Origin of the sequence: Piscinibacter sp., from assembly GCF_050175855.1 — a bacterium.
Classification (GTDB): domain Bacteria; phylum Pseudomonadota; class Gammaproteobacteria; order Burkholderiales; family Burkholderiaceae_C; genus Piscinibacter.
This window is the reverse complement of record NZ_JBFXIO010000109.1, coordinates 1-12,480: the sequence shown is the minus strand read 5'-3', so window position 1 is coordinate 12,480 and position 12,480 is coordinate 1. Positions and strand designations below refer to the sequence as shown.

13 protein-coding genes are annotated in these 12,480 nt (G+C 68.7%); 12 read left to right on the top strand and 1 reads right to left on the bottom strand.

Annotated features, from left to right (window positions below; genetic code table 11):
* On the bottom strand, positions 1–575 hold a 575-nt coding region (locus AB7U92_RS10565), incomplete at its 3' end, for a purine-cytosine permease family protein (protein ID WP_428576154.1).
* Between the two features lie 175 nt (positions 576–750).
* Between AB7U92_RS10565 and urtA the strand changes: the two genes are divergently transcribed.
* From urtA to AB7U92_RS10505, 12 genes are all read left to right on the top strand, one after another.
* Positions 751–2,010 (top strand): urea ABC transporter substrate-binding protein, encoded by a 1,260-nt coding sequence (urtA, locus tag AB7U92_RS10560; protein ID WP_428576153.1) that lies wholly within the window; start codon positions 751–753, stop codon positions 2,008–2,010.
* A gap of 32 nt (positions 2,011–2,042) precedes the next feature.
* Positions 2,043–2,957, top strand: coding sequence for an urea ABC transporter permease subunit UrtB (urtB, locus tag AB7U92_RS10555; protein ID WP_428576152.1), 915 nt, complete (start codon positions 2,043–2,045; stop codon positions 2,955–2,957).
* 31 nt (positions 2,958–2,988) lie between these two features.
* Positions 2,989–4,191, top strand: coding sequence for an urea ABC transporter permease subunit UrtC (gene urtC / locus AB7U92_RS10550; RefSeq protein WP_428576151.1), 1,203 nt, complete (start codon positions 2,989–2,991; stop codon positions 4,189–4,191).
* 13 nt (positions 4,192–4,204) lie between these two features.
* The gene (gene urtD / locus AB7U92_RS10545; RefSeq protein WP_428576150.1) at positions 4,205–4,951 is read left to right on the top strand and encodes an urea ABC transporter ATP-binding protein UrtD; all 747 of its coding nucleotides are present in this window, start codon (positions 4,205–4,207) and stop codon (positions 4,949–4,951) included.
* Between the two features lie 10 nt (positions 4,952–4,961).
* The gene (urtE, locus tag AB7U92_RS10540) at positions 4,962–5,651 is read left to right on the top strand and encodes an urea ABC transporter ATP-binding subunit UrtE (RefSeq protein ID WP_428576149.1); all 690 of its coding nucleotides are present in this window, start codon (positions 4,962–4,964) and stop codon (positions 5,649–5,651) included.
* A 35-nt stretch (positions 5,652–5,686) separates the two neighbouring features.
* Positions 5,687–6,916: a formamidase gene (gene fmdA, locus AB7U92_RS10535; RefSeq protein WP_428576148.1), complete on the top strand. Its 1,230-nt coding sequence runs from the start codon at positions 5,687–5,689 to the stop codon at positions 6,914–6,916.
* A 10-nt stretch (positions 6,917–6,926) separates the two neighbouring features.
* The gene (locus tag AB7U92_RS10530; protein WP_428576147.1) at positions 6,927–7,268 is read left to right on the top strand and encodes an FmdB family zinc ribbon protein; all 342 of its coding nucleotides are present in this window, start codon (positions 6,927–6,929) and stop codon (positions 7,266–7,268) included.
* 91 nt (positions 7,269–7,359) lie between these two features.
* The gene (locus AB7U92_RS10525; protein WP_428576146.1) at positions 7,360–8,511 is read left to right on the top strand and encodes an aminotransferase class V-fold PLP-dependent enzyme; all 1,152 of its coding nucleotides are present in this window, start codon (positions 7,360–7,362) and stop codon (positions 8,509–8,511) included.
* A gap of 99 nt (positions 8,512–8,610) precedes the next feature.
* Positions 8,611–9,651 (top strand): aliphatic amidase, encoded by a 1,041-nt coding sequence (locus AB7U92_RS10520; RefSeq protein ID WP_428576145.1) that lies wholly within the window; start codon positions 8,611–8,613, stop codon positions 9,649–9,651.
* A 10-nt stretch (positions 9,652–9,661) separates the two neighbouring features.
* Entirely contained in the window at positions 9,662–10,447 is a 786-nt protein-coding gene (locus AB7U92_RS10515) for a CbbQ/NirQ/NorQ/GpvN family protein (RefSeq protein WP_428576144.1), read from the top strand.
* Between the two features lie 7 nt (positions 10,448–10,454).
* Positions 10,455–12,065 (top strand): nitric oxide reductase activation protein NorD, encoded by a 1,611-nt coding sequence (locus AB7U92_RS10510; protein WP_428576143.1) that lies wholly within the window; start codon positions 10,455–10,457, stop codon positions 12,063–12,065.
* 72 nt (positions 12,066–12,137) lie between these two features.
* Positions 12,138–12,480, top strand: a 343-nt coding sequence (locus tag AB7U92_RS10505) for an alpha/beta fold hydrolase (protein ID WP_428576142.1), incomplete at its 3' end; no start/stop codon positions are given.

Genomic DNA, 12,480 nt, shown 5'->3' with positions numbered 1-12,480 from the left:
GCGTAGGGCAACAGGCACAGCACGATCCACAGCGGCTGCGTCCACAGCTGCAGCCGCGAGATGAGCGTGATGCCATGCATCACCAGCGGGATCACGCCGAGCGAGGCGATCAGGTAGCAGATCCACATCGGCCAGTCGGTGTACATCTGCAGCGCCAGCGCGAGGATGGCCGCCTCGAGCGCGAAGAAGATGAAGGTGAAGCTGGCGTAGATCAGCGAGGTCAGCGTCGAGCCGAGGTAGCCGAAGCCTGCGCCGCGGGTGAGCAGGTCCATGTCCAGGCCGTGCTTGGCCGCGTAGTAGCTGATCGGCAGCCCGGTGAGGAAGACGATCGCGCCGACCACCAGGATCGCGGCCACTGCGTTGGCGAAGCCGTAGCTCAGCGCGATCGCGCCGCCGATCGCCTCCAGCGCGAGGAAGGACGTGGCACCGAAGGCGGTGTTGGCGACGCGGAACTCGCTCCACTTGCGGAAGTGGCGCGGCGTGTAGCGCAGCGCGTAGTCCTCCAGCGTCTCGTTCGCGACCCAGCTGTTGTAGTCGCGACGGATGCGGAAGATCTTCTGCGGAGCGAGCGCCATGGTGGCGCGTGAGTCTGCAAGAAGCGGTCCCGCAACGGCGTGAACGGGGGCTACGTCGAATGACGTATTCGGGATGCGCGCGCCCTCTCCTACCTTAGGCGCCATGCCACGGCCGCTGATGCACAGCGTTGGTGCCCGGCGCACGGATTTGTCCTCAACCCGCCAGGAGAGCTGAATGTCCCACGATCACGACCTCGACCCGAAATCGCTGCAGCGCCGCCGCCTGCTGCAAGGCGCCGCCGCGCTGCCGCTCGCCGGGCTGCCCGCGTGGGCGCTGGCCCAGCAGTTCCCGACCGCGAAGGTGAACACCACCAAGCTGGCGATCACCGACACCGAGGTGACGGTCGGCCAGCTGCACAGCGCCACCGGCACGATGGCGATCAGCGAGACCGGCTCGATCCAGGCCGAGCAGCTCGCCATCGACCAGATCAACGCGATGGGCGGCATCCTCGGCCGCAAGATCAAGGTCATCAAGGAAGACGGCGCCAGCGACTGGCCGACCTTCGCCGAGAAGAGCAAGAAGCTGCTCGTCAACGACCGCGTCGCCACCGTGTTCGGCTGCTGGACCAGCGCCTCGCGCAAGGCGGTGCTGCCGGTGTTCGAGAAGGAGAACGGCCTGCTGTACTACCCGACCTTCTACGAAGGCCTGGAGCAGAGCAAGAACGTCATCTACACCGGCCAGGAAGCCACCCAGCAGATCATCTGGGGCCTGGACTGGGGCGCCAAGGAGAAGAAGGCCAAGACCTTCTTCCTGGTCGGCAGCGACTACATCTGGCCGCGCACCTCGATGAAGATCGCGCGCAAGCACATCGAGTCGGTCGGCAAGCTCGGCCGCGTGGTCGGCGAGGAGTACTACCCGCTGGGCAACACCAACTTCAACTCGCTGATCAACAAGATCAAGGTCGCCAAGCCGGACTGCATCTTCTGCGCGGTGGTGGGCGGCTCCAACGTCGCCTTCTACAAGCAGCTCAAGGCCGCCGGCATCACCGGCGACAAGCAATTCCTGCTGACGCTGTCGGTGACGGAAGACGAGATGACCGGCGTGGGCGGCGAGAACTTCGCCGGCTTCTACTCGTCGATGAAGTACTTCCAGTCGCTGGACAACGAGAACAACAAGAAGTTCGTCGCCGCCTTCAAGGCCAAGTACGGCAAGGATGCGGTGATCGGCGACGTGACGCAGGCGGCCTACCTCGGCCCCTGGCTGTGGAAGGCGGCGGTGGAGAAGGCCGGCAGCTTCGACGTCGACAAGGTGGTGGCGGCCTCGCCCGGCATCGAGCTGAAGACCGCGCCCGAGGGCTACGTGAAGCTCGACGCCAACCACCACCTGTGGAGCAAGGCGCGCATCGGCCAGGGCCAGCCCGACGCCACGTTCAAGGTGGTCGCCGAGTCGGCGGATCTCATCAAGCCCGATCCCTTCCCCAAGGGATATCAGTGACCCACCCCTAGCGCCACTTCAGGAGCAGCATCGTGACGTTCTCGGAAATGCTCAACATCGGCCTGATGCAGGGCTTCGCAGGCCTGAGTCTGTTCTCGGTGCTGCTGCTGATGGGCCTGGGGCTGGCGATCATCTTCGGCCAGATGGGCGTGATCAACATGGCGCATGGCGAGTTCATGACCATCGGCGCCTACACCATCTTTCTCGGCTCGACGCTGGCCGAGAAGTTCGCGCCCGGCTTCATCGCCTACTACTTTCCCATCGCCATCCTCGTCGCCTTCGTGCTCGCCTTCTTCGCCGGCTGGCTGGTCGAGTGGGCGCTGATCCGGCATCTCTACAAGCGACCACTGGACACCCTGCTGGCCACCTGGGGCCTGAGCCTGGCCATCCAGCAGGCGTTCCGCTCCGGCATCGGGCCGAAGGAAGTGAGCCCCACGCTGCCCGACTGGCTGCTCGGCTCCTGGTCACCGGCCGAAGGCCTGGACATTCCGATCAACGGCATGTTCGTGCTCGCGCTCACGGCGCTGGTCACCGGCGGCGTGATGCTGGCGCTGTACAAGAGCCGCTGGGGCCTGCGCGTGCGCGCCACGGTGAGCAATCGCCAGATGGCCAATGCGATCGGCATCAATACGAAGAAGACCGACCGCCTCACCTTCGCGATCGGCTGCGGCATCGCCGGCGTGGCCGGCGCCGCGTTCACCACCATCGGCTCGACCGGGCCGACCTCCGGCTCGCTTTACATCGTCGACGCCTTCCTCGTCGTCACCTTCGGCGGCGCTGCCTGCCTGCTGGGCACCGTGGCCTCGGCCTTCGGCATTGCGCAGTCGCAGTCGTTCAGCGAGTTCTTCATGAGCGGCTCGTTGGCCAAGGTGCTGACGCTGTCGCTGATCGTGCTCATCCTGATGATGCGGCCGCAAGGTCTGTTCGCTTCGAAAGTCCGCCGCTGAACCCGACACCGATCCGATCCGGAGACCTTGCATGAATTTGATCAAGAACTGGCTCGCGCGCCCCGGCATCGGCAGCGTGCTGATCCTCGCGCTGCTGCTGCTGGTGGTGCTGCCGCTGTCGCTCGACGCCTTCCGCCTCAACCTGGTGGGCAAGTACCTCACCTACGCCTTCGTCGCCGTCGGCCTGGTGATGGTGTGGGGCTACGGCGGCGTGCTCAGCCTCGGCCAGGGCGTGTTCTTCGGCCTGGGCGGCTACGCGATGGCGATGTTCCTCAAGCTCGAGGCCAGCGATCCGGAGAGCACCAAGATCCAGAGCACGCCGGGCATCCCCGACTTCATGGACTGGAACCAGCTCACCGAGCTGCCGTTCTTCTGGCTTCCCTTCAAGAGCCTGCCGCTGACGCTGATCCTGGTCATCGCGGTGCCGACGCTGCTGGCCTTCATCATCAGCTACGCGATGTTCAAGCGGCGCGTCGGCGGCGTGTACTTCGCGATCATCACGCAGGCGGTGGCGCTGATCCTCACCGTGCTGATCATCGGCCAGCAGGGCTACACCGGCGGCGTCAACGGCATGACCGACCTGAAGACGCTGCTCGGCTGGGACATCCGCACCGACTCGGCGCGCCTGATCCTCTACTACGTGTGCTGCGCGCTGCTGCTGGGGAGCATCGTTCTTTGCGCCTGGATCCAGCGCAGCAAGCTCGGCACGCTGCTGCTGGCGATGCGCGACAAGGAAGACCGCGTGCGCTTCTCCGGCTACGACGTGGCGATGTTCAAGGTAGCAGTCTTTTGCCTGGGCGCGGCGCTGTCGGGCATCGGCGGCGCCATGTTTGCGCTGCAAGTCGGCTTCATGTCTCCATCCTTCGTCGGCATCGTCCCGTCGATCGAGATGGTCATCTACGCCGCGGTGGGCGGCCGCATGAGCCTGGTCGGCGCGGTCTACGGCGCGCTGCTGGTCAACGCCGGCAAGACCTTCTTCTCGGAGAGCTTCCCCGACCTGTGGCTGTTCCTGATGGCGGCCCTCTTCATCGGCGTGACCATGGCCTTCCCCAACGGCCTGGCCGGCCTGGTCGACAGCCACCTGAAGCCGTGGTGGAGGCGCCGTCAGGCGCAACGCGCGCAGCAGAAGGCCGCGCTGGCCGCGGCGCACGCCGCCTACCCCGACGCCCCGCCCAAGCCGGCGGCGCCCGCCGCCCCCACCCTGCCCGCGGGCGTGAGCGGCCAGCAGGCATGAACCGGAGAAGCGCATGAGCAGCAGCACCGACTTCGCCCTCGCCGTGGAAGACCTGACGGTCTCCTTCGACGGCTTCAAGGCGATCGACAACCTGACCCTGTACATCGACAAGAACGAGCTGCGCGTGATCATCGGCCCGAACGGCGCCGGCAAGACCACGCTGCTGGACCTGATCTGTGGCAAGACCAAGGCCAGCGCCGGCAGCATCAAGTTCCGCAACGAGGAACTGACCCGGCTGTCCGAGCACACCCGCGTGCGCCGCGGCATCGGCCGCAAGTTCCAGACGCCCTCGATCTACGAGAACCTCACCGTGTTCCAGAACCTGGAGGTGTCCTTCCCCAAGGGCCGCTCGGTGCTCGGCGCGCTGTTCTTCAAGTGCAGCGACGAAGTCAAGGCGCGCGTGCAGGTGGTGGCCGAGGAAGTGGGCTTGGCCGACGCGCTGCCGATGGAAGCGGGGCTGCTCAGCCATGGCCAGAAGCAGTGGCTGGAGATCGGCATGCTGCTGATGCAGGAGCCCGAGCTGCTGATGCTCGACGAGCCGATTGCCGGCATGAGCGCGCGCGAGCGCGAGCTCACCGCCGAGCTGCTGCAGCGCATCTGCAAGAACCGCTCGGTGATCGTGATCGAGCACGACATGGATTTCGTCAAGCAGATCGCCCACAAGGTCACCGTGATGCACCAGGGAAAGATCCTCGCGGAAGGATCGATGGAGAAGGTGCAGAACGACCCCAAGGTCATCGACGTCTATCTGGGCCACTAGGAGCGCCGCCATGCTGAGCGTGAAGGACCTGTTCGTCGCCTACGGGCAAAGCGAGGCGCTGCACGGCATCTCGTTCGAGGCGGCGCCGAAGGAGACGGTGGCCATCATGGGCCGCAACGGCATGGGCAAGACCACGCTGTTCAAGAGTCTGATGGGCGTGCTGCCGGCCAAGGCCGGCGCCGTGAGCGTGGCCGGCCAGGACATCACGAAGGACGAAAGCTACCGCCGCGTGGCCAAGGGCATCGCCTACGTGCCTCAGGGCCGCATGATCTTCCCGACGCTGACCGTCGAGGAGAACATCCAGACGGGTCTGGAGAACGCCAAGGACAAGCGCATTCCCGAGGAGATCTACGCGCTGTTCCCGGTGCTGTGGGACATGCGCCGCCGCAAGGGCGGCAACCTCTCCGGCGGCCAGCAGCAGCAGCTCGCCATCGCCCGAGCGCTGGTCACCAACCCCAAGGTGCTGCTGCTCGACGAGCCGACCGAGGGCATCCAGCCGTCGATCATCAAGGACATCGGCAAGGCGCTCAACGAGATCCGCAAGTTGCGCGAGATCTCCATCGTCGTGTCCGAGCAGGTGCTGTCGTTCGCGATGGATGTCGCGGATCGCCTCTTCGTCATCGAAGGCGGCCGGCTCGTGCACGAGACGTCTCGCGCGGATACGGATGCCGCGCACATCAAGCAGTACCTGTCTGTCTGACCCCCTCAAGACTTCATTCCCGAAGGAGCCACGCCATGCCCGAAACCCTGATCAAGGTCGACCTTTCCAAGCCCGCGCCATCCAACGAGATGGTGCACAACCGCTGGCACCCCGACATCCCGATGGCCTGCTGGGTCAAGCCGGGCGACGAGTTCGTGCTCGAGACCTACGACTGGACCGGCGGCTTCATCAAGAACAACGACAGTGCCGACGACGTGCGCGACATCGACCTGTCGACGGTGCACTACCTCAGCGGCCCGGTCGGCGTGAAGGGCGCCGAGCCGGGCGACCTGCTGGTGGTCGACCTGCTGGACATCGGCGCCAAGGACGACAGCCTGTGGGGCTTCAACGGCTTCTTCAGCAAGAAGAACGGCGGCGGCTTCCTGACCGAGCACTTCCCGCAGGCGCAGAAGTCGATCTGGGACTTCCACGGCATGTTCACCACCAGCCGCCACGTGCCGGGTGTGAAGTACGCCGGCCTGATCCACCCCGGGCTGATCGGCTGCCTGCCCGACCCGAAGATGCTCGAGATGTGGAACGCCCGCGAGCAGGCGCTGATCGATTCCGACCCGGCCACCAGCGGCCTGGCCAACCCGCCCTTCGCCGGCACCGCGCACATGGGCAAGCTGACCGGCGACGCGAAGGCCAAGGCCGCGGCCACCGGCGCGCGCACCGTGCCGCCGCGCGAGCACGGCGGCAACTGCGACATCAAGGATCTGTCGCGCGGCTCGAAGATCTTCTTCCCGGTCTACGTCGACGGCGCGGGCCTGTCGGTGGGCGACCTGCACTTCAGCCAGGGCGACGGCGAGATCACGTTCTGCGGCGCGATCGAGATGGCCGGCTGGGTGCACATGAAGGTGCAGCTGATCAAGGGCGGCATGGCCAAGTACGGCATCAAGAACCCGATCTTCAAGCCCAGCCCGATCAAGCCGGTCTACGACGACTACGTGATCTTCGAGGGCATCAGCGTCGACGAGAGCGGCAAGCAGTACTACCTCGACGTCAACGTCGCCTACCGCCAGGCCTGCCTGAACGCCATCGAGTACCTGAAGAAGTTCGGCTACTCGGGCGCGCAGGCCTACTCCATCCTCGGCACGGCGCCGGTGCAGGGCCACATCAGCGGCGTGGTCGATGTACCCAACGCCTGCGCCACGCTGTGGCTGCCGACCGCGATCTTCGACTTCGACATCAACCCGAGCGCCGCCGGGCCGACGAAGTTCATCGACGGCTCGGTGCAGATGCCGCTGTCGCCGGACCTGAAGTAGGCCCGCCGCCATGCCGACCTACGACTACGCCTGCCCGGCCTGCGGCGGCTTCGACGCGCTGCGCTCGTTCGCGCAGCGCGACGAACCGGCCGCCTGCCCCGACTGCGCGACGCCCTCGCCGCGGGTCTTTGCCGCGATGCCGCGGCTGGCCTGCGTCAGCAGCGAGACGCGCCGCGCGATGGAAGTCAACGAGCGTGCGCGCCACGAGCCGAAGAGCTCGGGCTCGTACCAGCGCATGCGCCACCCGGCCGGCTGCGGCTGCTGCTCGCCGGGCCGGCGCGGCGCCACCGTCACGGCGGCCAACGGCGCGAAGGCCTTCCCGTCGAAACGGCCCTGGATGATCAGCCACTGACTCGCGGGAGGGCGCCGGCCGGCAGGGCCGTGCGCAGGGTGCTAAGCTTTCCGCCCCACAAGCGAAAAGCGCCCTGCGCACGGAGACGCACATGCCCGGACTGCTGCCCGACGTCGATCCCGACGGCCTGCTCGAATATTCGGTGGTCTACACCGACCGCGCGCTGAACCACATGTCGCGCAAGTTCCAGGGTGTGATGCGCGACATCTCGTCGGTGCTGAAGGACGCCTACCAGGCGACCTCGGCGATCGTCGTGCCCGGCAGCGGCAGCTACGGCATGGAGGCGGTGGCCCGCCAGTTCGCCACCGACAAGCCGGTGCTGGTCATCCGCAACGGCTGGTTCAGCTTCCGCTGGACGCAGATCTTCGACATGGGCCGCATCCCGTCGTCGGCCACGGTGATGAAGGCCCGCCTGCAAGGCAGCGGCCGCCAGCAGCCGTTCGCGCCCGCGCCCGTCGAGGAGGTGGTGGCCGCCATCCGCCGCGACAAGCCGGCGGTGGTGTTCGCGCCCCACGTCGAGACCTCGGCCGGCATGGTGCTGCCCGACGACTACCTCAAGGCCGTGGCCGACGCCGCGCACGAGGTCGGCGGCCTGTTCGTGCTCGACTGCATCGCCTCCGGCGCGCTGTGGGTGGACATGAAGGCCACCGGCGTCGACGTGCTGGTCAGCGCGCCGCAGAAGGGCTGGACCGGCTCGCCCTGCTGCGCCTTCGTGATGCTCGGCGAGCGCGCACGTGCGGCCATCGACGGCACCACCAGCACCAGCTTCGCGATGGACCTGAAGAAGTGGCTCTCCGTGATGGAGACCTACGAGAACGGCGCCCACGTCTACCACACCACCATGCCGACCGACGCGCTGGCGAAGACGCGCGACGTGATGGTCGAGACCCGCACGCTCGGCTTCGAGAAGCTGCGCGCCGCGCAGCTCGAGCTCGGCCGCAAGGTGCGTGCGCTGATGGTGCGCCGCGGCTTCCCGAGCGTGGCCGCCGAAGGCTTCCAGGCCGCCGGCGTGGTGGTCAGCTACACCGACGACGACGGCCTGCACACCGGCAAGGCCTTCCTCGCCGAGGGCGTGCAGAGCGCCTCGGGCGTGCCGCTGCAGTGCGACGAGCCGGCCGACTTCAAGACCTTCCGCATCGGCCTGTTCGGGCTCGAGAAGCTGCAGCACGTCGACCGCACGGTCGCCAACCTCGAGGCGGCGCTCGACCGCATCACCGCCGCCGGCCAGCGCGCCGCGGCCTGAGCCCTCGCTGATCGGCCGCCCGCTACGTCGTTCGACGTATTCCGGGCGCGCTTGCGCTCCGCTGCAATGAACGCATCGTTCAACGCAGCGGAGGGCACGATGCATCACGGCGACATCTCGAGCAGCAAGGACGCGGTCGGCGTCGCGGTCGTCAACTACAAGATGCCGCGGCTGCACACCAAGGCGGAGGTGCTGGCCAATGCGCGCAACATCGCGCAGATGATCGAGGGCATGAAGCTCGGCCTGCCGGGGCTGGACCTCGTCATCTTTCCCGAGTACAGCACGCACGGGATCATGTACGACTCGAAGGAGATGTACGACACGGCCAGCACCGTGCCCGGCGACGAGACCGAGATCTTCGCGGCGGCATGCCGCAAGGCCAAGGTGTGGGGCGTGTTCTCGCTGACCGGCGAGCGCCACGAGGAGCATCCGCACAAGGCGCCGTACAACACGCTGATCCTGATGAACGACCGCGGCGAGGTCGTCCAGAAGTATCGCAAGATCATGCCCTGGGTGCCGATCGAGGGCTGGTACCCGGGCGACTGCACCTACGTCAGCGAGGGCCCCAAGGGCCTGAAGATCAGCCTGATCATCTGCGACGACGGCAACTACCCGGAGATCTGGCGCGACTGCGCGATGAAGGGCGCCGAGCTGATCGTGCGCTGCCAGGGCTACATGTACCCGGCCAAGGAGCAGCAGGTGCTGATGGCCAAGGCGATGGCCTGGGCCAACAACGTCTACGTCGCCGTGGCCAACGCCGCCGGCTTCGACGGCGTGTACTCCTACTTCGGCCACAGCGCGATCGTCGGCTTCGACGGCCGCACGCTCGGCGAGTGCGGCGAGGAGGAGATGGGCATCCAGTACGCCGCGCTGTCCAAGAGCCTGATCCGCGACTTCCGCCGCAATGCGCAGAGCGAGAACCACCTCTTCAAGCTGCTGCACCGCGGCTACACCGGCCTGATCAACTCGCGCGAGGGCGACCGCGGCGTGGCCGCCTGCCCCTACGAGTTCTACGGCCAGTGGGTGAAGGACCCGGAAGGCACGCGCGCACGGGTCGAGGCGATCACCCGCGACACGGTGGGCACCGAGGAGGCGCCGATCGAGGGCATCCCCAACCCGGCGACGGTGGGGCACCGCTGAGAGAACCGTGATGGATGCCTACCGCATCCGCAGCGAGCCCTTCTACCAGGCCACCGGCGACGAGACTGCGCTCTTCGAGGCGGCCTATGCGAAGCGCCTGCCGCTGATGCTCAAGGGCCCGACCGGCTGCGGCAAGACACGCTTCGTCGAGCACATGGCCTGGCGGCTGGGCCGGCCGCTGGTGACGGTGGCCTGCCACGACGAGCTGAGCGCTGCCGACCTCGTCGGCCGCTGGCTGATCGACGCCGAGGGCACCCGCTGGCAGGACGGCCCCCTGGCGCTGGCCGCACGCCACGGCGCGATCTGCTACCTCGACGAGCTGGTGGAAGCCCGTGCCGACACCACGGTGGTCATCCATCCGCTGGCCGACACGCGCCGCCTGCTGCCGCTGGCGGCGCGCAACGAACTGCTGGCCGCGCACCCCGACTTCGCGCTGGTGGTCTCCTACAACCCGGGGCCGCTGGCGCGCGAGCTCAAGCCGTCGACGCGGCAGCGCTTCTGCGCGCTCGAGTTCCACTACCCGGCGCCCGAAATGGAGGCCGCCATCGTGGCGCGCGAGGCCGGCGTGCCGCTGGACGTGGCGGCCGGCATCGTCGCCTTCGGCGTGCGCACGCGCCGCCTGCAGGGCCACGGGCTGGACGACGGCGCCTCGACGCGCATGCTGGTGCAGGCGGCCCTGCTCACCACCCAGGGCATCGCACCTCGGCGGGCATGCCGCATGGCGGTGGCCGATGCGCTGAGCGACGAACCCGGCGTGCACGAGGCGTTGGTCGCGGCGCTCGACGCCTCCTACTGAGCACGGCATGGGTTCCGCGCTGCCCGAACCGCCGTTGCTGGCCGAACCGGCGCTCGGCATGGCGTCGAGCGAATCGTTGCACCGCACCTTGCGGGCGCTGTGGCGGCTCGATGTTCCGGTGTTGTTCGGCGGCGAGGTGCCGCACCTCGCGCAGGGCGCGATCCACCTGCCGCTGCACGCACCGGCAGGCGCGGACGACGGTGCCTGGCGGCTGGCCGCCTCGGCGCACGCGGCCGCCCACCTCGTCTACTCGCCGCCGGCCTTCGACGGCCGCGGCCTGAAGCCCATCGTGCGCGCGCTGGTCGGCGTGCTGGAGGACGCGCGCGTGGAGGCGCTGGCCTGCCGCGAATTGCCCGGCCTGTGCCGCTGGTGGGTGCCGCGGCACACCGCGACGCCACTGGACGGCGACGGGGTCGAGGTGCTGCTGCTGCGCCTGTCGCGCGCGCTGGCCGACCCTGGCTACGACGACCCGCACCCGTGGGTGCGCAAGGGCCGCGCGCTGTTCTTCCTCGATGCCGCCGGCCAGGTGATGGCCGAGCCGCGCGCAGATCACCTGCGCATGATCGCCTCGCGACTGGGCCACGACCTCGGCCAGATGCGGCTGCAGTTCAATGCCCGCAGCCACCGCCCGGGCCCCGACTACCGCGACGACCACCGCTGGATGTGGCCCGAGGCCGCCGCCGAGGAACGCGCCGAGCAGCCTGCACCGCCGCCGCCGGCCGGCCACAGCGCGCCAGAGCCCGCACCGGACGACGCCGCCACGCCCCACCCGGAGTGGGACCGCCTGATCGCCAGGCTGCGGCCGGCGTGGTGCCGGGTGGTCGAGCAGCCAGCCGATGCTCACGCCCGGCCGCACGTGCTGGAGGATGTGGCCACCCCGGCATCGCTGCGCCGCGCCCTGCTCGGCCGCCGGGCCGGCGGCCGCTGGCACCACGGGCACACGGGCACGCAGATCGACCTCGATGCCCTGGTGCGCGCGCGCATCGCCCGACGCCTGGGCGAGCCCGTCGACCCGCGCGTGCTGCGCAGCCGCAGCCGCGACCGCCGTGCCGGCCACGCGCTGCTGCTGGTCGATCAGTCGGCCTCGGCGGCGTCGGCCTGGCCGCATGGGCCGTTGAGCCAGCTGCATGTCGCCGCGGCCTGGGCCTGGCTGGCGGCTCGTGCGCTGGCCGGAACCGGGCTCGCCGTAGCAATGGCCGGCTTCAGCTCGGCGGGCCGCCATGCGGTGCAATGGCGACAGGTGCTCGGTTTCGGCCAGCCGCTCGACCTGGCGGCCCGGGCCCGCCTGGCCGGCCTGGTCTGCGGCGGCTCGACCCGGCTCGGCGCCGCGCTGCGCCACGCGCTGCGCCAGCTGGCCCGGCACCGCGACGGCGAGCGGCTCGTGCTCGTGATCAGCGATGCCGACGTGCACGACATCGACGTGCACGACCCGCGCTACCTCGTCGACGATGCGCGCCATGCCGTGCGCCACGCCCGGCGCCAGGGCGTGCGCGTGACCTGCCTGCTCACCGACGGCCGGCACGCGGGCGTGGCGCGGCGCATCTTTGGCGGCGGTGCCGTGGCACGACCCAAGGGCGCAGACGAACTGCCCAACGCCCTGCGCCGTCTGATCGGCTGAGCACTACCCCGGTTGCCCCCGGCCGCGGCATCGGGCATGGTCGCCCTTTGCATCGACGACGGGAGGCGCGCCATGACGAGCTGGTTCGAGGGCTTCGAGCCCGGCTATCACCGCGCCGGCGATGTCACGCTGTTCGCACGCACCGGCGGCCGTGCCGACGCGCCGCCGCTGCTGCTGCTGCACGGCTTCCCGCAGACGCATGCGATGTGGCATCGCGTGGCGCAGCGCCTCGCGCCGCATTTCCGGCTGGTGATGCCCGACCTGCGTGGCTACGGCGACTCCGACAAGCCGCGCGGCGAACCGGCACACGCCAACTACAGCAAGCGGGCGATGGCCGCCGACATGGCGGCGCTGATGCGTTCGCTCGGCCACGAGCGCTACGCGGTGTGCGGCCACGACCGCGGCGCACGCGTGG